General features: G+C 69.8%; 21 protein-coding genes and 1 pseudogene. 5 read left to right on the forward strand and 17 right to left on the reverse strand.

Annotated features, from left to right (window positions below):
• Positions 1 to 57: 57 nt before the first annotated feature.
• From ACIRF9_RS46580 to ACIRF9_RS46600, 5 genes are all read right to left on the reverse strand, one after another.
• Positions 58 to 2,277 carry an MMPL family transporter gene (locus tag ACIRF9_RS46580; RefSeq protein WP_403835899.1) on the reverse strand — a complete coding sequence of 740 codons (2,220 nt, stop codon included), beginning with the start codon at positions 2,275 to 2,277 and terminating at the stop codon, positions 58 to 60.
• A 271-nt stretch (positions 2,278 to 2,548) separates the two neighbouring features.
• Complete coding sequence (locus ACIRF9_RS46585; RefSeq protein WP_403835902.1) at positions 2,549 to 3,139, reverse strand: TetR/AcrR family transcriptional regulator; 591 nt, start codon at positions 3,137 to 3,139, stop codon at positions 2,549 to 2,551.
• 306 nt (positions 3,140 to 3,445) lie between these two features.
• Positions 3,446 to 4,096: a DsbA family protein gene (locus ACIRF9_RS46590; RefSeq protein WP_403835908.1), complete on the reverse strand. Its 651-nt coding sequence runs from the start codon at positions 4,094 to 4,096 to the stop codon at positions 3,446 to 3,448.
• 316 nt (positions 4,097 to 4,412) lie between these two features.
• Positions 4,413 to 5,351: a cyclase family protein gene (locus ACIRF9_RS46595; RefSeq protein WP_403835910.1), complete on the reverse strand. Its 939-nt coding sequence runs from the start codon at positions 5,349 to 5,351 to the stop codon at positions 4,413 to 4,415.
• A 45-nt stretch (positions 5,352 to 5,396) separates the two neighbouring features.
• Complete coding sequence (locus ACIRF9_RS46600; RefSeq protein ID WP_403835912.1) at positions 5,397 to 6,134, reverse strand: SDR family NAD(P)-dependent oxidoreductase; 738 nt, start codon at positions 6,132 to 6,134, stop codon at positions 5,397 to 5,399.
• A 118-nt stretch (positions 6,135 to 6,252) separates the two neighbouring features.
• Here ACIRF9_RS46600 and ACIRF9_RS46605 point away from each other — a divergent pair, with 118 nt between their 5' ends.
• Entirely contained in the window at positions 6,253 to 6,843 is a 591-nt protein-coding gene (locus ACIRF9_RS46605) for a TetR/AcrR family transcriptional regulator (protein ID WP_403835914.1), read from the forward strand.
• 328 nt (positions 6,844 to 7,171) lie between these two features.
• Here ACIRF9_RS46605 and ACIRF9_RS46610 read toward each other — a convergent pair whose 3' ends face one another.
• Positions 7,172 to 7,417 (reverse strand): hypothetical protein, encoded by a 246-nt coding sequence (locus ACIRF9_RS46610; RefSeq protein WP_403835916.1) that lies wholly within the window; start codon positions 7,415 to 7,417, stop codon positions 7,172 to 7,174.
• A gap of 98 nt (positions 7,418 to 7,515) precedes the next feature.
• Here ACIRF9_RS46610 and ACIRF9_RS46615 point away from each other — a divergent pair, with 98 nt between their 5' ends.
• Positions 7,516 to 8,016 (forward strand): hypothetical protein, encoded by a 501-nt coding sequence (locus tag ACIRF9_RS46615; RefSeq protein WP_403835918.1) that lies wholly within the window; start codon positions 7,516 to 7,518, stop codon positions 8,014 to 8,016.
• Positions 8,017 to 8,576: 560 nt separating this feature from the next.
• On the opposite strand, the gene ACIRF9_RS46620 is transcribed toward ACIRF9_RS46615, so the two are convergent.
• From ACIRF9_RS46620 to pstA, 3 genes are read right to left on the reverse strand one after another with little or no spacing between them, the layout of a single operon-like run.
• Positions 8,577 to 9,626, reverse strand: coding sequence for a winged helix-turn-helix domain-containing protein (locus tag ACIRF9_RS46620; protein ID WP_403835920.1), 1,050 nt, complete (start codon positions 9,624 to 9,626; stop codon positions 8,577 to 8,579).
• The gene (locus ACIRF9_RS46625; RefSeq protein ID WP_403835922.1) at positions 9,623 to 9,934 is read right to left on the reverse strand and encodes an ATP-binding cassette domain-containing protein; all 312 of its coding nucleotides are present in this window, start codon (positions 9,932 to 9,934) and stop codon (positions 9,623 to 9,625) included. The genes ACIRF9_RS46620 and ACIRF9_RS46625 overlap by 4 nt, the downstream gene beginning before the upstream one ends.
• Before the next feature lie 7 nt (positions 9,935 to 9,941).
• On the reverse strand, positions 9,942 to 10,850 hold the full coding sequence (gene pstA, locus ACIRF9_RS46630; protein ID WP_403835924.1) for a phosphate ABC transporter permease PstA: 909 nt from the start codon (positions 10,848 to 10,850) through the stop codon (positions 9,942 to 9,944).
• Here pstA and ACIRF9_RS46635 point away from each other — a divergent pair.
• Together ACIRF9_RS46635 and ACIRF9_RS46640 are read left to right on the forward strand one after the other, a co-directional pair.
• A complete protein-coding gene (locus ACIRF9_RS46635; RefSeq protein WP_403835926.1) occupies positions 10,845 to 11,009 on the forward strand; it encodes a hypothetical protein in 165 nt (54 codons plus the stop codon). The two genes, pstA and ACIRF9_RS46635, sit on opposite strands and share 6 nt — an antisense overlap.
• A complete protein-coding gene (locus ACIRF9_RS46640; protein WP_403835962.1) occupies positions 11,006 to 12,364 on the forward strand; it encodes an acyltransferase family protein in 1,359 nt (452 codons plus the stop codon). Before ACIRF9_RS46635 ends, ACIRF9_RS46640 begins: the two co-directional genes overlap by 4 nt.
• 164 nt (positions 12,365 to 12,528) lie before the next feature.
• Here the strand turns inward: ACIRF9_RS46640 and ACIRF9_RS46645 are convergent, their stop codons facing one another.
• Positions 12,529 to 13,359, reverse strand: a complete 831-nt coding sequence (locus ACIRF9_RS46645) for a DUF5707 domain-containing protein (protein WP_403835928.1) — start codon at positions 13,357 to 13,359, stop codon at positions 12,529 to 12,531.
• Here ACIRF9_RS46645 and ACIRF9_RS46650 point away from each other — a divergent pair.
• Positions 13,284 to 13,481 (forward strand): annotated as a pseudogene (locus tag ACIRF9_RS46650) (serine/threonine-protein phosphatase); the annotation flags it as partial. The gene ACIRF9_RS46645 and the pseudogene ACIRF9_RS46650 overlap by 76 nt on opposite strands.
• Here ACIRF9_RS46650 and ACIRF9_RS46655 read toward each other — a convergent pair.
• The 7 genes from ACIRF9_RS46655 to ACIRF9_RS46685 all read right to left on the reverse strand — a co-directional run bounded on the left by ACIRF9_RS46655 (position 13,447) and on the right by ACIRF9_RS46685 (position 21,163).
• Positions 13,447 to 13,869 (reverse strand): hypothetical protein, encoded by a 423-nt coding sequence (locus ACIRF9_RS46655; protein WP_403835930.1) that lies wholly within the window; start codon positions 13,867 to 13,869, stop codon positions 13,447 to 13,449. The pseudogene ACIRF9_RS46650 and the gene ACIRF9_RS46655 sit on opposite strands and share 35 nt — an antisense overlap.
• 85 nt (positions 13,870 to 13,954) lie before the next feature.
• The gene (locus ACIRF9_RS46660; protein WP_403835932.1) at positions 13,955 to 15,223 is read right to left on the reverse strand and encodes an ATP-grasp domain-containing protein; all 1,269 of its coding nucleotides are present in this window, start codon (positions 15,221 to 15,223) and stop codon (positions 13,955 to 13,957) included.
• 44 nt (positions 15,224 to 15,267) lie between these two features.
• Complete coding sequence (locus ACIRF9_RS46665; RefSeq protein ID WP_403835934.1) at positions 15,268 to 16,287, reverse strand: dipeptide epimerase; 1,020 nt, start codon at positions 16,285 to 16,287, stop codon at positions 15,268 to 15,270.
• A gap of 58 nt (positions 16,288 to 16,345) precedes the next feature.
• Positions 16,346 to 17,605 carry an MFS transporter gene (locus ACIRF9_RS46670; protein WP_403835936.1) on the reverse strand — a complete coding sequence of 420 codons (1,260 nt, stop codon included), beginning with the start codon at positions 17,603 to 17,605 and terminating at the stop codon, positions 16,346 to 16,348.
• On the reverse strand, positions 17,602 to 18,843 hold the full coding sequence (locus ACIRF9_RS46675; protein ID WP_403835938.1) for an ATP-grasp domain-containing protein: 1,242 nt from the start codon (positions 18,841 to 18,843) through the stop codon (positions 17,602 to 17,604). The genes ACIRF9_RS46670 and ACIRF9_RS46675 overlap by 4 nt, the downstream gene beginning before the upstream one ends.
• Complete coding sequence (locus ACIRF9_RS46680; protein WP_403835940.1) at positions 18,840 to 20,153, reverse strand: PLP-dependent aminotransferase family protein; 1,314 nt, start codon at positions 20,151 to 20,153, stop codon at positions 18,840 to 18,842. The genes ACIRF9_RS46675 and ACIRF9_RS46680 overlap by 4 nt, the downstream gene beginning before the upstream one ends.
• On the reverse strand, positions 20,150 to 21,163 hold the full coding sequence (locus ACIRF9_RS46685) for an alpha-hydroxy acid oxidase (protein WP_403835942.1): 1,014 nt from the start codon (positions 21,161 to 21,163) through the stop codon (positions 20,150 to 20,152). Before ACIRF9_RS46685 ends, ACIRF9_RS46680 begins: the two co-directional genes overlap by 4 nt.
• Between the last annotated feature and the right edge of the window lie 10 nt (positions 21,164 to 21,173).

Consider the following 21,173-nt stretch of genomic DNA (forward strand, 5'->3'; position numbering starts at 1 on the left):
CGGGCCCCCGGAGGCCGGGGCGTTGTGCGCACGTGCCCCGGGGGCATCGACGTAGGGTCAGACGTGGACGGGCTGGTGCCGGTCGTCGTTGTCCGGTCCTGAACCGGGGTCCGCAGCCGGGGACTTGGCGAGTTTCTCGCCCTCGACATCCACGTTCGGCAGGACCTTGTCGAGCCAGGCGGGCAGCCACCAGGCGGACTTGCCGAGCAGGGCCAGGACGGCGGGGACGATGGCCATACGGACGACGAAGGCGTCGAAGAGGACGGCCACGGCGAGGCCGAAGCCGATCGTCTTGATCATGGCCCCGCTGGCGCCGATGAAGCCGGAGAAGACGGCGATCATGATGACGGCGGCGGCGGTGACCACGCGTCCTCCGTCCCGGAAACCGGTCAGGACGGCCTGCCCCGGTCCCTCGCCGTGGACGTACGCCTCCCGCATCCGGGTGACCAGGAAGACCTCGTAGTCCATGGCCAGTCCGAAGACGATGCCGACCATGAAGATCGGCATCAGGCTCATGATGGGCCCGGTCTCCTCCACCCCGATCAGGCCGGCGAGCCAGCCCCACTGGAAGACGGCGACGACCGCGCCGAGGGCGGCGAGGACGGAGAGCAGGAAGCCCAGGGCCGCCTTGAGCGGGACGAGGACGGACCGGAACACGGCCATCAGCAGGAGAAAGGCGAGTCCGACCACCAGGGCCAGGTAGGGGATCAGGGAGTCGTTGACCTTCTGCGAGAAGTCGATGTTCACCGCGGTCTGGCCGGTGACCAGCAACTTCGCGCCGGTGTCCTTCTCGATGGCCGTGCCGGTGTCCCGGATGTGCTCGACGAGCTTCTCTGTGGCTTCGGAGGCGGGCTTGGACGCGGGGACGGTGGAGATGATCGCGGTGTTTCCGGCCTGGTTGAAGCGGGCCGGGGCGACGGCGGCCACGTCGGGGAGATCACCGATCCGGGTGGCCACCTCGGCGGCGGCCGTCCTCGGGTCGTCGCTGTGGGCGGCGTCGACCACGACGACGAGCGGGCCGTTGAAGCCGGCACCGAAGCCCTCGGAGAGCAGGTCGTAGGCGCGGCGCTGGGTGGTGTCGGTGGGCTGGGCGCCGTCGTCGGGCAGGCCCAGCGTCATGGAGGCCGACGGGATGGCGATGACACCGAGTCCGACGACTCCCGCGAGCAGGACGGCGACAGGACGCCGGAGCACGAACCGCGCCCAGCGCAGGCCCATCGGGGACTTCGCCGTGTCCTTCGCCTCGGCGGGCTTCTTCTTGCCGGTCTTGGACAGGACCCGGTCACCGGCGAAGCCGAGCATGGCGGGGACGAGGGTGATGGCGATGACGACGGCGATGGTGACGGTTCCGGCGGCGGCCAGGCCCATCTTGGTCAGCATCGGGATGTTGACCACGGCGAGGCCGGCCAGCGCGATGATCACGGTCAGGCCCGCGAAGACGACCGCGGAGCCGGCGGTGCCCGTGGCGCGGGCGGCGGCCTCCTCGCGTGGGTGCCCCTCGGCGAGTTCGGACCGGTAGCGGGAGACGATGAACAACGCGTAGTCGATACCGACCGCCAGACCCAGCATCAGGGCCAGCACCCCTGCGTTGTCGCCCAGTTCGAGGGGTGAGTTCAGCGCGGTGAGGGCGAGGAAGCCGATGCCGACGCCGATGAGGGCGGTGAGCAGCGACAGTCCGGCGGCCACCAGGGAGCCGAAGGTGATGACCAGGACGATCGCCGCGACGATCACGCCGATGACCTCGGCGGCCGCGCCGTGGGACGCCACCTTGACGGCGTTCCCGCCGGCCTCCACGGTCAGTCCGGACTCACGAGCCTGCTCCACCGTCTTGTCGAGCGCGTCGTGTGAGTCGGAGTCCACCTCGGCCGCCGTCACCTTGTAGGTGACGGAGATGTACGCGGTCGAGCCGTCCTTGCTGACGGTTCCCGCGGTGTAGGGGTCGGCGGCGGAGGCGACCTGCTCGGAGCCGCTCGCGATCTCCTTCGCCACCTTCTCCACCTCGGCCTTGTTGGCTGCGGTGGTCATCGTCTGCCCCTCGGGGGCCTTGAAGACGATCCGGGCGGTGGCGCCGTCCGAACTGCCGCCGGGGAACCGCTCGTCGAGCAGGTCGAACGCCTTCTGGGACTCCGCCCCCGGCAGGGTGAAGGGCAGTGCTTTCGTCGCCGGCGCGCTGAGGGCGGCGACGACGGCCGCGCCCAGCAGGGCGAGCCAGACGAGGAGGACGACGGGGCGCCGCCGGAAGCTGGAACGCCCCAGTCTGTACAGGAATATGGCCATGGTGGAGCTCTCTCGGTCAGGTCGTTGGGTACGCCCGTCGGGACATGAGGGCGTGCGGGGGTGGCCCGACGACGTGAGCGGTGCGCGTCAGGTGGGGGGTGTTCAGTTGTGCGGGGAGACGGGGAGAAAGAGGGGCGCCTTGGTCATGCGGCCGTCATCGGCCGGCGGCAGGGCGCGGGACGCCGTCGGCGTGGGGAGGCCGAGGGCGGGAAAGGTGCGCGGGGGCGCGCCGACGGTGGGGGAGGTCGGTGCGTGAGGACCCGGGTGCGGGTCAGATGCCGAGGGCGGGGAAGGCCAGTGCTTCCATGTACCGCCTGACGTCGCCCTGGGCCATCGGCGTTTCGCTGATCAGCGGGCGGGCGATGACGAGGCTGGCCAGCATCGGCGGGATGAGATCCAGTGCGGGGTTGTCCGGGGCGACCTCGCCTCGGTCGACGCCGCGTCGGAGGATGGCATGGATGTCGTCGAGGATGGGGGCGAGCATCACCTCTCTCAGGGTGCGACGGAGTTCGGGGTTGGTGTAGATGGCGTGCCCCACGCCCAGTTGCACGGCGGCGCTCTGTGCGAGTTCCTCGTTGTCGGAGTGAGCGGCCAGCGCGTACAGGTCGCCGCGCAGCGAGCCGGTGTCGATCGTGTCGATCTGGACCGGCCTGCGGTACTTCATCGCGGCGGCGACCAGCTCGGGCTTCCCTCCCCAGTCGCGGTAGAGAGTGGCCTTGCTGAAGCGGGCCCGGGTGGCCACGGCCTCCATCGAGAGCGCCTCGTATCCGACTTCCCGCAGGAGGTCGAGCACGGCGTCGTAGAGCTGGGCCGCACGCAAGGGGGTGAAGCGGCTCCGGCGAGCCGTCGATTGCTCGGCCATGAGCTGCCCCATCCCTTCGGAAAACGCTGCCGTTCTGTTCTTGTGCCATCAGATTAACCAGACTCCGCAGAAAACGGCAACGTTTCCTTTGTGATGCACATCACATTTCATTGTCCGAGGTGGCTTCACGCAGCCGGGCTGCTCGGGGTGGACCGAGCGCCCGCGCCCAGTCCGGCGTCCTCGCCCTCAGGGAGCGGGACCTCCGGCCCGGCCGTGGTGTTCGTACAGAGGCCGGTCCTGGCATCGCACCAACCGCCGTCCGGCCCGGGTTCTATGAACTCCAGCGGAGACGGGGTGGAGGGGGTGTCAGCCATGTATGTGCTCCCATGCCCGGTCGATGGCGTCGGTGTACTGGGCGAGACTCGCCGTACCGGAAACGGCCAAACTGTTGCCGAGGACGGTGAAGGGCACTCCGCGGGCGCCGAGGGCGACGGCGGCAGCGTGGTCGGCCTGCACGGCGTCGGCGTAGCGGTCGGTGGCGAGGACGTCGCGGATCTCGTCGGCGGGGACGCCCAGGTTCTCGCCGAGCCGGGTCAGGGTGTCGTGCCCGAAGGCGTGGGGGTTTCCGCCGAACAGCTCGTCCTGCATCGCCGCCATGTACGGACGGCCGACGCCGTGCTCGTTGCCGAGGTGGACCAGGCGCAGCATGTCGAGAGTGTTGCGCACCGGTCGGTCCAGGACGTAGGGCAGACCGTCGGCGGCGGCCTGCCCGGCCACATCCCTCTCCATCGCGCGCGCCTGGGTGGGGGTGACCCCGAATTTCCTGACCCGGTACTCCGGGATCCACGAGATCTCGGTGGGGACGTCGGGGTCGAGCTGCCAGGTGTGGATCTTCAGCTCGATGGCGGCCGCGTAGGGGGACCGCGCGACCGCGGTGCTCAGACGATGCTCGCCGACGTAGCACCAGGGGCAGAGCACGTCCGCCCACACGTCGATCGTCAGGCGGGGGGATGTCATGTCGGTGCGCTGCCTTCCGTGAACCGAACGTAGTGTCAACTGCTGTGGACGGCCCCGGGGATGTCCTGTGATCGGGGGGCATTCCCGGGGCCGGGGGGGTTGGTTCGTCGCCAGTACGGCGACGGCGTGCGTGGTGTCGAGGCACTCCCGGATGCGGAGGATCTTGTTGTCCCGCACCTGGAGGACGAAGACCAGCCGCTGGTCGTAGACCTTTCCGACGAAGCTTTCGAAATACTGCAGCACCAGAGCGGTGTTGCCGGTCTCTCTCGTGACGCGTACTCCTTGCTCGCTGTCCGCGATCGGAAGGGCGCAGCTTCTACTTGAGAGCGACGGGGGTGATGGGGGACCCGACCGAGCCGGTGATCTTGAGGCCGGGGGCGCACAGGAGGAACTCCCAGACGCCGTCCTGGGCGCAGTCGGCGGACAGGGCCTCGAAGTCCCACATCTCGCCGAGGGTCAGGCCCATGTCCCGGATGGCGACCTGATGGAACGGCGCGTAAGTGCCTTCGACCGGGGACGGGTAGACCTCGACGGCCCAGTTGTCCACGGCGACGGCGGCGACCTCGCGGTCGTACAGCCAGCGCAGCGTGTCCAGGCCGAGGCCGGCCTCGTTCTCGCCCATGTAGTGGTCGCGGTCCCCCTCGGCGAACCACCGGTGCCACCCGGTGCGGACGCAGAGGATGTCACCGGACTCCACGCGCACACCCTGGCGCTCCTCGGCCGCCGACAGGTCGGCCGCGGTGACCTCGTAGGAGTCCTCCAGGCGGTCGACGCCCTTGAGCGCGGCGATGTCCAGGAGCACCCCGCGCGAGATAGGACGTCCGGCGACCTTGTCGAAGGAGTCCCGGGAGGCGCCCGTGAAGTTGTTCACCGCGGCGACCGGCACGTTGTTGTAGAAGTGCCCGTCGTATCCCATGTGGGCCAGGCCGTCCCACTGGGTGGCCGCCTGAAGGCTCATCACCACCAGGTCGTCGGTGCCGAACATGCCGTCGGGGGCGCCGACGCTGTCCGAGGGCAGCAGGGTCATCAGGTGCTGGGGGTTGTTCCGGAAGGTGTTCGGGCCGGCCGGGCCCTCCTTGCCGAAGGCCATGCCCAGGTCGAAGGTCTTCCCTGTCCTGACCAGTTGGGCCGAGGCGACCCGCTTGGCGGGCGTGATGAAGTTCAGGGTGCCGATCTCGTCGTCGTCGCCCCACCGACCCCAGTTGCTCAGCTCCTTGCCGAGTGCGTGATGCGGCCATGCCGTCGTGTCGCTCATGGGTCTCTCCTCAAAGGGGTTTCGGTTTCGTGGTGTTGGTGGCGGTCACAGCTGGGTGTGGCCGCCGTCGATGACGAGGTCGGATCCGGTGGTGTAGCGGTTGTCGTCGGCGGCGAGGAACAGCACGGCCGCGGCGATCTCCTCGGGCCGGCCCAGCCTGCGCAGGGGGACCATGGCGGCGAGGGCGGCGCGCAGGGCATCCGGGTCGTCCTGCGTGTCGAGGGCGGGCGTGTCGACCGGCCCTGGGCTGACCGTGTTCACCCGGATCCCGCGGTCCTTCAGCTCACTCGCCCAGGTGCGGGCGAAGGAGCGGATGGCCGCCTTGGTGGCGCTGTAGACGGTGCGCTCCGCCGCGCCGTTCAAATGCCCGGCGGACGCCATCAGGACGACGGAGCCGTTGTCGTTGAGCAACGGCAGCGCCTTCTGCACGGTGAAGAACGTGCCCCGGGCGTTCACGGAGAAGACCCGGTCGAAGTGCTCCGGCGTGGCCTCGGTCAGGGTGGCCTGCTCGCCGCGGCCTGCGTTGGCGACAAGGACGTCGAGCCCACCCTGTTCCCGCTCGACCTGCTGCCAGAGCCGGTCGAGATCTTCCAGGCGGGAGATGTCGATCCGCACGGCGGTGACATCTCCGCCGATCCGGGCCTGGGCCGCGACCAGTTCCTCCGCGTCGAGGCCGGTGATGTACACGTGGGCGCCCTCGGCGACGAACGTCCGGGCGGTCGCCAGGCCGATCCCGCTGCTTCCGCCGGTGATGACCGCGGTCTTGCCCGTCAGCTTGCCCATGAGAACCACCCACCTTCCCTGTAGTGAACGCTAAAGCGGTCGGTCGCTACACTGTAACGACCGCTAAAGGAATGGTGCAACCGGCACCCGGCGGAGCCGAGCAAGGAAGGGGAGCGCCATGCCCAGGGGCGGTAAGCGCGCGTTCGACGAGGAAGCCGCACTGGACGTGGCCCTGGAACTGTTCTGGCGCCAGGGCTACGAAGCGACCTCGATCGCCGACCTGACCGAGGCCATGGACATCCGGCCGCCCAGCCTCTACGCGGCCTTCGGCAACAAGCGGCAACTCTTCGAAAAGGTCCTGGACCGCTATGCCCAGGCTCGCTCGCCGCTGTCCCGCGAGGCGCTGGCGCAGCCCACGGCGCACCAGGTGGCACTGCGGCTGCTCACGGGTCTGGTCGAGGCTTACACCACACCCGGCAAGCCCCGCGGCTGCCTGACCGTCCAGGCGGGCCTCGCCTCCGGCGAAGACGGCCGCGCGATCGTGGAGGTGCTCAAAGCCGCGCGCAACGACTACCGGCAAGCCGTCCAGGATCGCTTCGAGAAGGCCGTGGCGGACGGAGACCTGCCCGCCGGCACCGACTGCAAGGCTCTGGCCCGCTTCCTCATGGCCACCGCCGAGGGACTCGCCGTCAACGCGGCCTCCGACGCGCCCCGCGAAGAACTGCTGGCCGCCGCCGTCCTCGCCGCACAGGTGGTACCCGCCAACTGACAGCCATACCGGCCAGAGTTCGCGCCCGTTCCCGGCATCGACCAGCGCGTGCCCGGTGGGCTCGTCGGCGTCGGCGTCCCGGCCGGCGCATGACCACCATCACGTGAGGAAGCACCGCGCCTGGTCAGGGGTGGGGCGCCGCGCAGCCCAGGGTGACGAACCGAAGTCGGCGGCCGCCTACGTCGAGGGGGCGGCGACGAACTCGGTCACGATTCCGGGGCACACCATGAAGTGGTCCATCTGGCCTCGAATGTCGATCAGGATGTCCGGTCAGGCCGGGCCCCCACCAGGTGGCGACCCTGGATGACGGGATCCCGCGCGAACGGGGTCATCCCGCGACGACGGCCATCTGGTCGCTGATCTCCTGTGCCGCGGTCAGAACCTTCCGGCGATCTCCGCTTCGGCCTCCGGGTACACCCGCGAGGCGAGGGGCGGCCACGCTGACGGCAGCGGCCACGTTCTTGTTCATGATCGCCTTCGCACTGACCACCGTGCTGTGCGCCGCCACGCACGTCGTCCTGACCCGTACGCGTGCCGGAAGCGCGGTCAGGGCGGCCTCGGCCGACCCGGCCACGGCCGCGTGGCGAGCTCCGCCACGGTCGGCTCCCGGTCGAGGCGGCTGGCCAACTCGTCGCGCGCCCGCTCGGCGTCAACGTGTCGACGGTGTACGCCATGACCTTCGCCGGAGCCGCGGCGCTGGCCGCGGCCGGCGGAGTACTGACCGGCGTCGCCCAGCGCTTCACTCCCACCAGCGGGCTGCCACTGCTGCTGACCGGCATGGCCGCGATGACCCTCCCGGCATCGGCAGCGTCGGTGGTTTCGCCGTCATCTCCCCGGACGGCTGGCAAGCGTCAACTGGAGCCTGAACGCCGTACTCATGTCCGTGGTCGGCGGCGCGGGCACCGTACTCGGCCCGTCGTCGGCGTGGGCATCGTCCACTTCGGGCTGACCCGTGCGTTCCATGACCAGCAGACACTCCGTGGTCATCGATGGAGTCCCGCTGATCGCGAACATGCGCTTCCCTCCGCAGGGAGCCTGGCCCCTGGTCCGTCGGGCAGTTCGGCTTCCGGTCACCCGCCGCACTGCACCCGCCGCGACCGACAGCGGCTCGGACGCCGTCGCCCGGACTCCGGAGCACGCCTGATGACGGCCTTCGGCCTCGCCCAGGGCTGAAGGCACCGTCCTCGTTACCAAGGCCGCAGAAAGCGGGTGAGGCAGCGCACCCGGACCGGTCCGCCGGTTACGCCGCCTCCACATGAGCCACAGGACCGGCCAATGCCAAGCGGCCGAGCCTCAGCTCCCGTCTCGACTTGCAGAAGACGGCCGCCAAGTCGTCGCCAGGCCGCGGACCCCGTCTCCCGCGATGCCCTAGGGCCGCCCCAGGAATGGCAAAAGGCCAGGTCACTGACTATGCAACCTGGCCATCACCGGAGCCGCCTTCGGGATTCGAACCCGAGACCTACGCATTACGAGAACGCAAGATCGTTGCCCCAGGTTTCACCGACCGTCCCCGTCTTCACCGTCTTTGCAGGTCAGATGGCATGACATTGTCCCGGCGCATAGTGATCGTTCACGGGGTTTCACCGTCCTTCCGGCCCCATCCTGGCCCCAGGAATGCAGCGAAAAGGGCGGCGAGACCAGTCCGTACACAGTGCTCGGGCGGATCTCCGGCGCGCTGACGTATCGCTCCCTGGTTGACCGTGGTTGACCGGACAGCCTAGGACCGACCGGAGTCACTGGCCGCCCGGGGCGAGCGAGGATCTGTCCGGGTGCCGCTTCGCCGCCGCGGGGTCGGACTCCAGGCGGTAGCCGATGCCCCGGATGGCGTCGATGGTGCAGCGGCTGCCCGCCTCGTCGCAGACCTTGGTCCGGAGCCGCCGGATGTGGACGGTGAGGGTGTTGCTGTGCAGGCCGCTGGTGCCCCACAGGGCCTGGGTGAGCTCCGGGCGGCTGATGACCTTGTTGGGGCGCTCCGTCAGGTACCGCAACAGCAGCAACTCACGGACCGTCAGCTGCTCCGGGCGGCCGCGCACATAGACATGGAAGCCCGCCGTATCGAGTTCGATGTCACCGACGACGAGGAAATACTCAGAACCGTCAGCTGGGCGTGTGCCCCTGAGCAGCGGAATGATCTCCCGGATCCGGTACGGGCGGGCCACGAGGGCTACGGCGCCGGCTGTCAGCGCGGCGGTCGCCTCGACGGTGTCCTCGGGGCCGGCGATGACCGGCACCGGGTGCAGTTTGGCGATCAGTTCCGTGACCCGGGCGGCGTCCACCACCGGCAGTGGGGTGCTGAGCATTACGGCGTGGGGTTTCCGGTCACCCAACAGCAGCAGGGCCTCGGCACCGTCGTGGCAGACGAGTGTGCGCAGGCCCGCGCGCGAGAAGCGGGCGACGGCCTTCTTGGCGAGGTCCGGATCGGGTTCGCTGCACCGGGCGGCCGCGCACATCTTGACCGCGATGGTGCGGGCGATGCACAGCCGCTGCTGCTGGCCGCCGGACAGGGCCAGCGCGGAGGTTTTGAGCTTGTCCTTGACCTCGTCCCACAGCGCCGCGTGGGTGAGGGTCTCCTCGACCAGGTCGTCGAGGTTGCCCCGGAAGCCTCCCACGCGCGGCCCGTACGCGATGTTGTCGTAGATCGACTTGGGGAAGGGGTTCGGCTTCTGGAAGACCATGCCGATACGGCGGCGCACCTCGATGGGGTCGACTTCCTTTCCGTACAGGTCTTCGTTGTGGTAGCGGATCTTGCCGACCACGCGGGCCGTAGGGATGAGGTCGTTCATCGGTTGAAGCAGCGGATCACGGTGGATTTGCCGCAGCCGGAGGGGCCGATCATCGCCGTGATCTGACGGTCGCCGACGGTCATGTTGACGTCGCGGACGGCTTCGAGGCCGCCGTAGAACACCGACAGGCTGCCTACCTCGAAGACCGGGGTCGTCAGCGGCGGGGCATCGCGAAAGGAGATCTGCGGGAGGGGACTGCCGCTCGGGGCGTCGGGGGCGTCGGAGGGGGAGGTCGCGGAGTCCGGCCGCGCGGGCCGAAGGGTCGGTCGGCGAAGGCGGTGGAGGCGTCGAGGGGGCTGTGAGGTCATGGCGTGGTCACCAGCGGTGGGAGTAGCGGTTGCGGAGCCAGATGGCCAGGGAGTTCATGACCAGCAGGATCGCCAGGAGGACGACGATCGCTGCGGCGGCGAGTGAGACGAATTCGGCACGGGACTGGCTGATCCAGTTGAAGATCTGGATGGGCGGCACGGTGAACGCGCTGTCCGGACCGGTCGGGTTGAAGGTGATGAACGTCAGCCCGCCGAGCAGCAGCGGCGCCGCCTCGCCGATGGCGCGGGACAGGGCGAGGATCGAGCCGGTCGCCATGCCGGGCACCGCGGCGGGCAGCACCTGGCGCCAGATGGTCTGCCACTGGGTGGCACCCAGCGCCAGGGAAGCGTCGCGGATCGACTGCGGTACGGCCCGAATCGCCTCCCGCGCGGCGATGATCACGGTGGGCAGGACCAGGAGGGACAGCGTGAGCGAGGCGGTGAGGACGGTCTGTCCGAATCCCAGGCCGCGGGAGATGATGCCGAGCCCGAGGATGCCGTAGACGATCGACGGTACCGCCGCCAGGTTCTGGATGTTGATCTCGATCGCACGGTTCCACCAGCGTTCGGTGTCGGCGTATTCCTCCAGGTGGATGGCGGTGAGGATGCCGACGGGCAGGCACAACAGCCCGGTGAAGGAGATGACCCAGATGGTGCCCGTGATCGCCGACTGGGCGCCGGCCTGGGACGGGTCGATGATGTCGGGGAAGTTCGTCAGGATCCGCAGGTTCAGCCGGGGCCATGCCTCCACCACGATGTAGACGAGCAGGGAGCCGAGGAAGACGACAGCGACGGCGAGTGAGGCCCACAGGCTCAGCTCAAAAAACCGCTCCCGCCACGGAGTGGCGTGGCCCTTGAGCCGGCGCACCTCCGGGACGCCGGCTTCCGGTCCTTCGTCGAGCACGCGCGTGTGCATCTGGGGTCGTTCGCGGCGGGCGTCCTCGTGACGAACTCCTCGCCGCCCTGGGCGTACTTCGGCTCCCTCACCCGGGCCTGGGAACTGGGCGCCGGCGCGCTCCTGGCGCTGGGCACCGGCCGGCTGGAACGGCTGCCGCTGCCCTCGCCGCCCCGCTGACCTGGCTCGGCCTGGCCTGCGTCACGCTGGCAGCGGTCCGGTACGACGACCGGACGCCCTTCCCCGGCCACCACGCCCTCCTGCCGGTCGCCGGTACCGCGCTCGTCCTGGCCGGCGGCTGCGCGCCCACACCGCACGGCGCGGGGTGGCTGCTGGGGCGCCGACCACTGGTGTGGCTCGGCGGACTCTCGTACGGCTGGTACCTGTGGCACTGGCCGCTGCTGGTCATCGCCCCGGCGGCGCTGGGCCGCGCCGACGGCACGGCCGACGTGCCGCTCGCGCTCGGGCTGTCCGCGGCGGCGCTGGGCCTGGCGTGGCTGACCCTGCACCTGGTCGAGAACCCGGTCCGCTTCCACCGGGCCCTGCGCAGGCGCCCCCGCCGCGCCCTGGCTCTCGGGGCCGCGCTGACAGCCGGCGCCTCGGCACTGTCCCTGACGGCGACGGCGGTCCCACCGACGATCGAGGTGGGCGATCCCGCGCCCTCCCTGGCGCGGGCGCTCTCCGCACCGGCCCCGCAGGCGCGCCTCACCGCACTCCTGGAGTCGTCCCCCACCACCCTGCCGAGCAACCTCGCCCCACCCCTGCCGAAGGTGAAGTCCTCCCGCTCCGCGGTCTACCGGGACGGCTGCCACGTCGACTACGCCGCCACCGGCACCCGCCCCTGCGTCTACGGCGACCGGACCTCCTCCCGTACGGTCGTCCTCTTCGGCGACTCCCACGCGGCCCAGTGGTTCCCGGCCCTGCACCGGCTCGCGACCACACGCGGCTGGAAGCTGATCTCGCTGACCAAGGCCTCCTGCAAGATCGCCGACGTGACCATCCTCATCGCCCACAAGCCGTACATCGCCTGCGACACCTGGCGCTCCAACGCCATGGCAAGGATCAATACCCTGCGCCCCGACCTGGTCGTCGTCTCCTCCTCGGACGCCGGAGACCCGGCCCGCCCCGCCACCGACCCCCTCCACCAGTGGACCACCGGCTTCGAGAACACCTTCCGCGCCCTGGGCACCTCCGGCGCCCGGGTCGCCGCCCTGCTCGACACCCCATGGCCCAAGGGCGACCCGATCGACTGCGCCGCCAGGAACTCCCTGCAGCTACGCGGCTGCGCGAACCACTTACCGGACGCGACCCGCGACGCGACCCGACGTACCGCCCTCCGCGCCGCCGCATCCACCACGGCCACCACAGTCATCGACCCCACCCCCTGGCTCTGCGCCCCCCGCACCGGCAACTGCCCCGTAGTCGTCGCCAACACCGCCGTCTACCGCGACGACAGCCACCTCTCAGAGGCGTACGCCGAGGCGCTCGCCCCGGTCCTGGCGCCATCGCTGGATCGCCTCATGGGCGCACCCTGAACACACCGGATGATCACAGCGACGGCGACCGAGTGATCACGGCGGTGTCGATTCCGGGGCGCCGGTCCCGCCGATCCTGCCGCCGCAGCACGGGCTCCTCTTCCGAACCGACGGCCAGGCCGGTCTGCTGGGAGAGTGCTGCGCCCGCCTCCCGGGAGTCCGAATCAGCCGACGGTGAAGTCCACCGCCTCGGTGTCCAGGGTGGTGGTGCCGTCCTCGGCGGTGGCGAGAGCGGCGACATGCCAGGAGCCACGCGGGGACGAAGCGGCCTCGACGGCGGTCACCGAGGCTGTGTACACGCACCGCACGGTGTCCCCGCCCGCGGGCTCGCACCGGGCCGGCTCTGCCTCGGCCATCTCCTTCGCGGTCAGCTGCTTCGCGGCGAGGGCGGACTTCTCCGGCCAGGCCAGCACCTTAAGGCTCTTGACCCCGGAGGACGCCGTGACCTCGGTGGAGAAGGTGAGCGAGCCGTCCCGCTCTCCGTCGGGGGCGGTGTAGCGGGCGGTGCTGTGCGCCAGGGCGGGCCCCTGCTCCCCGGCCAGGGCGGGCCCCTGCTCCCCGGCCAGGGCGGCCCCTGGTCCCCGGCGTAGGCGAGAGCGAAGGCCCCGGCACCCGCCAGGACGACGACACCGGCGACGAGGGACAGGGCGATACGACGGGACATGGCGAGTTCTCCGTAATTGGCTCGAACGCTCTCGGCTGAAGGAAGCCGGCGCTCTCGACCGCGCCGCTGCACCGATGCTCGCAACGGGAGGCGGTCCCGGACCTGAGTACGGACACTCAACCCGGCCTGGGTGATCAGGCACGGCCGACCGGCAGATCACCCAGAGCCTCTCGGGAAAGTGCTGGTCACAGCCAGTCGTCAACGACTGCGGCCAGTACGGTCCCTCGTAGCGGAGGTAGGTGGGACGCTTGGGGCATGGCCCTTCGACCACGGCCGGACTTCCGGCGTTTCTGGCGGCCGGGTCACGCACCCGCGCTGGTCGTGATCCCACTGGGGCTGATCGTCACGGTCTGTGTGGTCGATGTGCTGGCTCCGCCGCACATCCACCTCGGTCCGCTGCTGGTGGCGGCGCCCGCGATCACGGTGGCGTTCGCCGGAGCCCGGCGGCCGGGTCGACGGTCGCGGTGATGGTGTTGCCGTCGACGTCGTTGCTGGTTTCCAGTTCTTCGTACGTCTGGCAGGCCTCGTCGTCCGGGGTGTCCAGGTAGCAGTCGGGGAACTGCACGAACCGCAGGCGGGAGGCCCAGTCGGCGCCGTAGAGGCTCTCGAACCCGGAGTAGTCGAGCTTCACGGAGATCGGGACCCCGCCGGTCGTGGGCGCCTGCACCTTCAGCACCGCGCCGTCCACGCCCTGGCCTGTGGAGGAGGTGCGGGCCGAGATGGCGACCTGCCAGGTACCGGTCGGCGTCGGCTGGTCGGGCGCCTGCCCCAGGCTGACCGGCAGGGAGTCCGCCTGCTGCATGGTCGTCTGGTCGGCGGAGGTGACGGTGTGCAGGGTCATACGCGCGTTCCTGTACGTTCCAGCGCTGAGGGCAACCAACCACGGGCTGGTGACCAGTACCTGCCCGCAACTCCAAGGCTGCGTCTCAACCGCCGCGCGCATAGCGGCGGACGCGATCCAGTCGCTCGGACTCCAGCTCGTCGTCCACAGCAGGTGCGATCTCGAACGGATGGGACTCCACGATGTCCCGCGCCCGAGCGAAGGCGTCCTCGCCGGTGGCTCCCCGGGTCATCACGAAACCGAGACGGTCGAAGCTGTGCAGCACCTCGCTCACCCGCTGCCCGGGCCGGGCGGTGAACGTCACCTCGGTGCACTGCTCCCTCACCGCGTCCGGTACCCGCGGCACGGTGACGACCGTGCCGGGCTCCCCGACCCAGAAGTGGACGGCCGCACCAGTCGGCCGGGGAGGCGGAGGCGGCACCTCCATGAGGCCGAGTGGCACCGCGACGGCCAACTCCGCGAGGTTGATCCCGGTCGCGAGGTGCACGAGGTACGGGATGCCATCCCCGCCGGGCCGGTTGTGGGACTCGACGATCCTCGGGCCGGAAGGCGTGACAATCACTTCGGTGTGTGAGTTGCCATCGGTGAGTCCGACGATGTCGAGAAAGCGCGTCACCAACCGCACCACGGCGCTGTCACCGTCGCTCTGGACACCGGAGACCACGTGCCCGATCTCAACGAAGTTGGGGAGTTTCACCTTTCGGGTGACGGCGAGAACATGGTGCCGCCCCGCGTGGCTGAACGCCTCGACGCTGTACTCGGGACCCTCGAGGAACTCCTCCACGAGAACCGCGCAACCGATGTCGTCGGACTCCTCGAAGGCGGTGCGAAGCCCCGTCGCGTCGTCGACGCGGCGCACCCCGAGACTGCCCCATGCGTCGTCGGGCTTCACGATGACCGGGTAACCCACGTCGTCGGCCGCGCGCACGACTTCCTCGTAAGTGAAGCAGCGGTGGCTTCGCACTGCGAGGTCCGGGTGACCGCCGAGCATGTCACGCATACGGCTCTTGCTGCGCAGCAAGGTGGCCACGTCGACCGGGACCGGGGTGCGCACGCCCAGTTCCTGGGCCGCCACGGCAGCCGGGACAAGGCCGAACTCGGTGACCGAGAGGATGTAATCGACCGGATCCCGGTCATGGATCGCCTTCACGGCGCGTACCACCGTGTCCGTATCCCCGAGGTCGGACACCGCGATCACCCTGTTCGCTGTCGAGCGGTGATGGTTGGTGATGTTGTCGGCCTCCTGAATCAGGGAAAGCCGGCATCCGTGGGCCCGGGCCTCGTCGACGACCCGTGCTCCCGTCCACCCCATACCGCCGACCAGTAGCGCGTGGCGTTGCCGCGCCGTTTCCATGATGTCCCTTCCTCCGGTCGTTTCCTCTCGGTGCCCTCTTTCCGTCACGCAAGCGGTCCCAGCCACGTCACCCCGGTTCCGGGGGTGGCCGGGAGCACTGGTCGGCCGCGGTACAGGCGTACGCCGTCCGCCACGTCGCGCGCGACCAGCACCGCACCGTCGATGTCGGCGTAGTCGACAAGGGGAAGCAGTTGGGCGATGGCCGAGATACCCACCGTGGTCTCGGTCATGCACCCGGCCATGACTCGCAGTCCGTTGCGGCGGGCGCGCTCGATCATGCGGCGGGCGGGCGTGAGGCCGCCGCACTTGGCCAGCTTGATGTTGATGGCGTCGAAGCCCTCAGTACACGTGTCGATGTCGTCCTCGGTCCAGCAGCTCTCGTCGGCCATCAAGGGAATGCCGGCCTCTTTGCGGAGCAGTTCCTGATCGCGCCGTGCGCCCCTCGGCAGGGGCTGCTCGATGAACTCGACACCGAGTTCCGCGAGATGGGGGGCGTAGGTGAGGGCGTCCTCGACGTTCCACGCACAGTTGGCGTCGACCCGGAAGGTCGCTGTGGTGTACTGCCGCAGCGACCGGACGATTCCCAGGTCCCGATCCGTGCCGAGCTTGATCTTGAACACGGGCCAGTCGGCGAACTCCAGCATCTTGGAGATCATGCGGTGGGTGTCGTCGATGCCGATGGTGTAGTCGCTGACGGGCAGGGGGCCCACGGGCAGGCCCCAGAGCTCGCGCACCGAGGTGCCCTTGCGTTTTCCCCACAGGTCATGGGCCGCCTGGTCCAGGGCGGACAGAGCGCACCGGTCGTCGGCCAGGAGCGGGAGGCATGCTTCCCAGAACTCCACGGGATCCTGCGGATCCATGGCCTCGATGACGGCGCGGTTCGTCTCCAGGGCCGCCCGGATGCCGGGGGCCAGCCAGCCCTCGTGGGGGATGCATACGGCTTCGCCGAATCCGCTGAGCTCACCGTCGGTGAGCTCGACGATGATGCTCTGCTGCACCTCCGCCGTGCCATGGGCGGTGGTGAAGGCGTGGCGCATCGGCAGCCGAACCTCGTGGATGTTCATTCGGATCAAGGGAGTGTCTCCAAATCATCGACCGCAATGGCCGGTTCGGCGCTCTCGGTCAGTGGCCGGGGGCGAATCCCAGCAGTCGACGGCGCTCGGCGCCTCTCACTGCGGGTGCGACGAGTGGGATCAGCGCCAACAGGCAGCAGGCGAGGACGAACCAAGCGTTGCCGCCCCGTTCGACCAGCAGCGACACGAGTAGGGGCCCGAAGACCAGTTGGGCGCTGAAGCCCAGCTCGAAGGTCGCGTACATCTCGGCGGAGGCGTCCTTGGGGGCGAGGCCCAGCAACAGGGTCCAGGATGCGGCCGCCTGAGTCAGTTCGGCCGCGGTCAGGGTCAGCACCCCCAGCGCGAGACAGACAAGCCCCCACGCCACGGGCCGCCCGGGTAGGACCGCGATGCTCACGCAGGTGGCGGCGAGCAGGGCCAGGGTGATGCCCATGGCCACGGTCGCCGACCGGACGGACGCCTTGAGCGCCGCGCTGACCCGGCGCTGGAAGGAGACGGCAACGATCGTGTTCACCACGTACGTGCCGGCCACGACCCAGCTCGGCAGGTCGGTCCACAGGGTGATGGACAGGGGGAACCCGATGCTCAGCAGGCTCATGTGCAGACAGCAGACGGCGTCCAGGGCGGCAACCCTCACATAGGGAAGCCTTGCCCGCCAGGGAACCTTGTCGGTGCTCGCATCCGTGGCCCGTTCCCTTCCGGCCTCCTCCCCATCCGTCGCGCCGGCCACGCCCAGGGCAGACAGCAGCACCGCGCTACCGCCGAAGGACAGGGCGTTGACCACGAGCACCGCGGAGAGCGCCCGGTCGGAGGCGACCGCGAGCGTACCGATCGCGAGCAGGCCGCCCAAGGCGAACCCCGTGTTCCGCAGCATCCGCATCACGGCCAGTGCGTCCGTTCGCCGCTCCTTCTCGACCACGGAGCTCACCACCGTGGAGGCGAGGGGGTGCCAGCCTCTCTCCGGTACCGCGACCAGACACGCGACGAGCACGAATGCGAGGAACCCGTCGACCAGCAGGAAGCAGAGGAACGCCAGGGCGCTCCAAACCTGCAGGGCAATCAGGGCTCGCCCCACACCGATCCGGTCGGCCACCCGTCCGACCCACACGACGCAGAGCACAGCGACGAGCGCGCCCACGGACATTCCCGCACCCACCTGGGTCGCCGTCAGACCGACGCGCTCCGTGAAGTAGAGGACACCGCCCGCGACGTACATCCCCGTACCGGTGGAGTCCACGAGGCTGGCGAACAACAGTCCCCTAGCAGCGGGCGTCGTCCGGAACGCCGTGAGGGAGGACGCCGCCGTCATGCGAACCTGACCATGTGGTCCGCCTTGTCCAGGACCGACTCCAGACCGAGGGAGTCCGGCGCCGTGAAGGTGAACCATCCCAGCCGGCCGGAGAAGTCGGCGGCCTGCGGAATCGGCTCGCCCGGGGCATAGGACAGCGCCGAGTCGACGTAGCCGTCGAGACCGCGAGCCTCGTCCAGACCGGTGATGATGGTGTAGCCGGCCAGGCCGGGCCTGAGCAGGAACCTGATGCCGGCTGCCCGCGTCGCGTCGGCGGTGGGGATGTACGGGGCGGGTGTACGACCCAGCATCGCGTCCACGAACACAGCGGCCAAGTCCACACCGTGGGCGAGTTCGATCAGTTCGCAGATGTGGTCGCCCGGGAGGCGGGCGCCCATCTCCATGAGGACCGGGCCCTCGGCAGTGATACGGACCTCTCCGTGGAATACTCCCGTGGTCAGCCCGAGGGCCGCGATGACCTGCTCGGTGTAAGCGCTCACCGAGACGCGCAGTGCCGGGTCGCACCCGGGATCCACCACATGGCCGCGCTCCACGAAGTAGGGCTCGCCGCCGAGGAGTTTGCGGGTGACGCTGACGATCGATGGTCCCTCCGCCGAGATGTGGCCCTCAACGCTGTATTCAGGGCCCTCGACGAACTCCTCGATCAGCGCGAGCGGCATGGGCGTGAGACCGAAGGCGTCCGGACCGGCGTCCGCGATCTCGGCCACGGCCGCGACCGCCTCGTCGAGGGAGCGCGCGAGCCGCACCATGACGCTGCCGCCCAGATCCACCGGCTTTACGACGCAAGGCAGGGACAGCTCCTCGACCGCCTGCGCCACGGTGGGCTGCCAATCGCCACGGTCGGTCGCCACCACGCGGTGCGCGGCCGACCGGACCCCCGCCCGGTCCAGGGCGAAGCGCATCAGGTGTTTGTACCTGAGCCGCCGGGCCGCATCGGTCGGCAGTCCGGGCAGCCCGAGTTCGGCCGCGAGCAGCGCTGCGGCCGGCACGAAGTACTCGAACCCGGGGACCACGGCGTCCACCGGCCGGGTCCCTTGCAGCCGGCCGACGGCCGCCGAGAGTTCCGTCGCGTCGAGCAGGTCGACATGCATGACGTCGTCCGCGAGCCGCTCCGCCAGGGTGGGCGGGCCCTTCCGGCTCGGGGCGAGCGCCACGGTGACGTGGTGTCCCGCCTGCTTCGCGCGGGCGACAAGCAGGTCTCCGGAGGAGGCCGGCCCAAGAATCAGTACATGGCTCACTCAGCGCTCCTGGAGCAGTCGTCGACGAAGGCACGCAGACGTTCGACGCCGAGATCGATCTCTGCCGGGTTGAGCTGCGAGACGGACAGCCGGATCCGGCGCCGGGATCGCTCGTCCGCCGCGAAGTGCGCCATGGGCGTCCAGATCACTTCGTGATCCTCCGCGCAGCGCTCCAGCTCCTCGTCCCCCGCGGCGAACGGCAGGTCGACGACGAGGAACAGACCTCCGTCGGGGCGGTTCCAGGACACTCCCGGCACGTCCTCGAAGTGCCGGGTGAGCGAGTCGTGCGCGCACCGCATGTTGTCCTGGTAGAGCGCAGTCTCCCGGGTGTTCGCCGCGACCAGACTGCAGTCGTTCTCCAGCAGTCGTCCCGCGACGACGGCCTGGGCGATCGGTGAGGTGTTCACCGTCAGCATGCTCTTGATCTTGGCGAGTTGGTCGGCGAGCAGCGTGACTCCCCTGGTGCCGTCCTCCACCGTCTGGTCGGCGACCACATAGCCGACCCTGGCGCCAGGCAGTCCCGTTTTGGCGAAGGACCCCAGGTAGACGACGCGCCTTTCGCGGTCCATGGACTTGATCGTGCGCTGCCGTTCGCGGACGCCACGGAAGAGGCCGTAGGGGTTGTCCTCCAGGATCAGGAAGCCCTCGGTCCGAGACCGCGACAGCAGGCGCCGGCGGTCGGCCTCGCTCAGGGTCTGTCCGGTGGGGTTCGAGTAGTCCGGGACCACGTAGAGCGCGCGGGGCCGCAGGCCGTTCGCGCGAGTCTCCCGGACGACGGCGTCGAGGGCGTCGAAGTCGATGCCGTCGTCACCGGATGCCACGGAGGCGACTCTCATGTCGACGAGGCGGGCCGCCCCTGTGATCCCCACATAGGACGGGGAGACCGCCATCAGGACGTCGCGTTCGTCGGTGCGCAGCGCCCGGAGTACCACGACCATGGCCTCCTGGCACCCCACGGTGACGACGATCGACTCGGGGTCCGCCGTGATGTCCTCGTCCAACCGGAGGTTGCGGGCGATGAGTTCGTGGATGATCCCCTTGGTCCGCCCGTACTGGAAGAGCGCGCGGCGGACCTCGGCGTCGGAGTGTCCCAGCTCCTGCTTCAGGTAGCGGCAGTAGCGCTCGATGTAGCGGTGTACGTCCTCGACGGCGAAGTACCCCTCGTACGGGCGACCCGCGGCGAAGGAGATCGCCTTCGGGTACCTCTGGGACACCTCGTTGAGGAACGTCATCGACGCCAGCGACGGATCGGAGAGGGAGACGTGCAGGTCTTCGAGCGACAGGCCGCCGTCCCTGACGTACGGGCTCACAGCCCCTCACCTCCCTGGCCGTTCGGGCAGTGGGGTTCCCGGCCGACGCGCAGCCGGCGGGCGTCCCCGACGCCGGCGCAACTGCTGAGGGCCAGGGCGTCCTCCAGTTCCCGGCGCAGGATCGACAGGACGTCGCGGGCGCCGCGCTCTCCCGCCGCAGCGAGCCCCCACAGGATGGGGCGGCCGATCAAGACGCCGCGGGCGCCCAGGGCGAGTGCCTTGAGGATGTCGGTGCCCGAGCGGATGCCGCTGTCGATGAGGACCTCGCAGTCGGCGCCGACCGCGGTAACCACGTCGGCCAGTACGTCGATGCCTGCCGGCGCGGCGTCGAACTGCCTGCCGCCGTGGTTGGAGACGACGAGAGCATCGGCCCCGGCGTTGGCAGCGAGCACGGCGTCGTCCGGGTCGAGGATCCCCTTGAGTACCAGCGGAAGCCGGGTCCGCTCCCGCAGCCATTCCACGTCGTCCCACGAAAGGGCGGGTTCCAGGGCTTCGGCTGTGTGCCGCATGAGGGCGGACGAGCCGTGCTGTCCCACCCCGGCGGTGTGGCCCTCGGCAGGCGGCAGGTTCGCCGCCCGTATGTGCGGCGGCAGGCTGAACCCGCTGCGGACGTCGCGCAGGCGCCGCCCCATACGAGGTACGTCGACGGTGAGGACCAGGGCACGGCACCCGGCGGCCTCCGCGCGTTCGACGAGTTCGGTGACCCGGGTGCGGTTGCGCAGCCAGTAGAGCTGAAACCACGTGACTGCGCCTTGGGCGGTGATCTGCTCGACGGGAAAGCCGGACAGAGTGCTGGCGACGAAGGGCACGTCGGCCGTCCGGGCGGCGCGAGCAGCGGCCAACTCGCCTTGGTTATCGACGAGTTGCTGGTACGCCATGGGCGCCACTGCGATCGGCAGGCCCGTCGGGACGCCCAGCAGCGAACCGGCCGGGGACGGCTCCGCGGCACCGCACAGCACGCGCGGCGTCAGACAGATCCGGTCGAACGCGGCGCGGTTCCTGCGTAGCACGGCTTCGTCA

The sequence above is a fragment of the Streptomyces sp. NPDC096132 genome (assembly GCF_044763345.1).
Taxonomy (GTDB): Bacteria; Actinomycetota; Actinomycetes; order Streptomycetales; family Streptomycetaceae; genus Streptomyces.

What these genes read in the sequence shown, in the direction of transcription:
- ACIRF9_RS46660 (WP_403835932.1), bottom strand. Translation starts at nt 15,223, where the DNA reads ATGGAAACGGCGCGGCAACGCCACGCGCTACTGGTCGGCGGTATGGGG.
- ACIRF9_RS46655 (WP_403835930.1), bottom strand. Translation starts at nt 13,869, where the DNA reads ATGACCCTGCACACCGTCACCTCCGCCGACCAGACGACCATGCAGCAG.
- ACIRF9_RS46600 (WP_403835912.1), bottom strand. Translation starts at nt 6,134, where the DNA reads ATGGGCAAGCTGACGGGCAAGACCGCGGTCATCACCGGCGGAAGCAGC.
- ACIRF9_RS46620 (WP_403835920.1), bottom strand. Translation starts at nt 9,626, where the DNA reads ATGAACGACCTCATCCCTACGGCCCGCGTGGTCGGCAAGATCCGCTAC.
- ACIRF9_RS46590 (WP_403835908.1), bottom strand. Translation starts at nt 4,096, where the DNA reads ATGACATCCCCCCGCCTGACGATCGACGTGTGGGCGGACGTGCTCTGC.
- ACIRF9_RS46585 (WP_403835902.1), bottom strand. Translation starts at nt 3,139, where the DNA reads ATGGCCGAGCAATCGACGGCTCGCCGGAGCCGCTTCACCCCCTTGCGT.
- ACIRF9_RS46580 (WP_403835899.1), bottom strand. Translation starts at nt 2,277, where the DNA reads ATGGCCATATTCCTGTACAGACTGGGGCGTTCCAGCTTCCGGCGGCGC.
- ACIRF9_RS46625 (WP_403835922.1), bottom strand. Translation starts at nt 9,934, where the DNA reads ATGACCTCACAGCCCCCTCGACGCCTCCACCGCCTTCGCCGACCGACC.
- pstA (WP_403835924.1), bottom strand. Translation starts at nt 10,850, where the DNA reads ATGCACACGCGCGTGCTCGACGAAGGACCGGAAGCCGGCGTCCCGGAG.
- ACIRF9_RS46595 (WP_403835910.1), bottom strand. Translation starts at nt 5,351, where the DNA reads ATGAGCGACACGACGGCATGGCCGCATCACGCACTCGGCAAGGAGCTG.
- ACIRF9_RS46615 (WP_403835918.1), top strand. Translation starts at nt 7,516, where the DNA reads ATGACCTTCGCCGGAGCCGCGGCGCTGGCCGCGGCCGGCGGAGTACTG.
- ACIRF9_RS46605 (WP_403835914.1), top strand. Translation starts at nt 6,253, where the DNA reads ATGCCCAGGGGCGGTAAGCGCGCGTTCGACGAGGAAGCCGCACTGGAC.
- ACIRF9_RS46670 (WP_403835936.1), bottom strand. Translation starts at nt 17,605, where the DNA reads ATGACGGCGGCGTCCTCCCTCACGGCGTTCCGGACGACGCCCGCTGCT.
- ACIRF9_RS46665 (WP_403835934.1), bottom strand. Translation starts at nt 16,287, where the DNA reads ATGAACATCCACGAGGTTCGGCTGCCGATGCGCCACGCCTTCACCACC.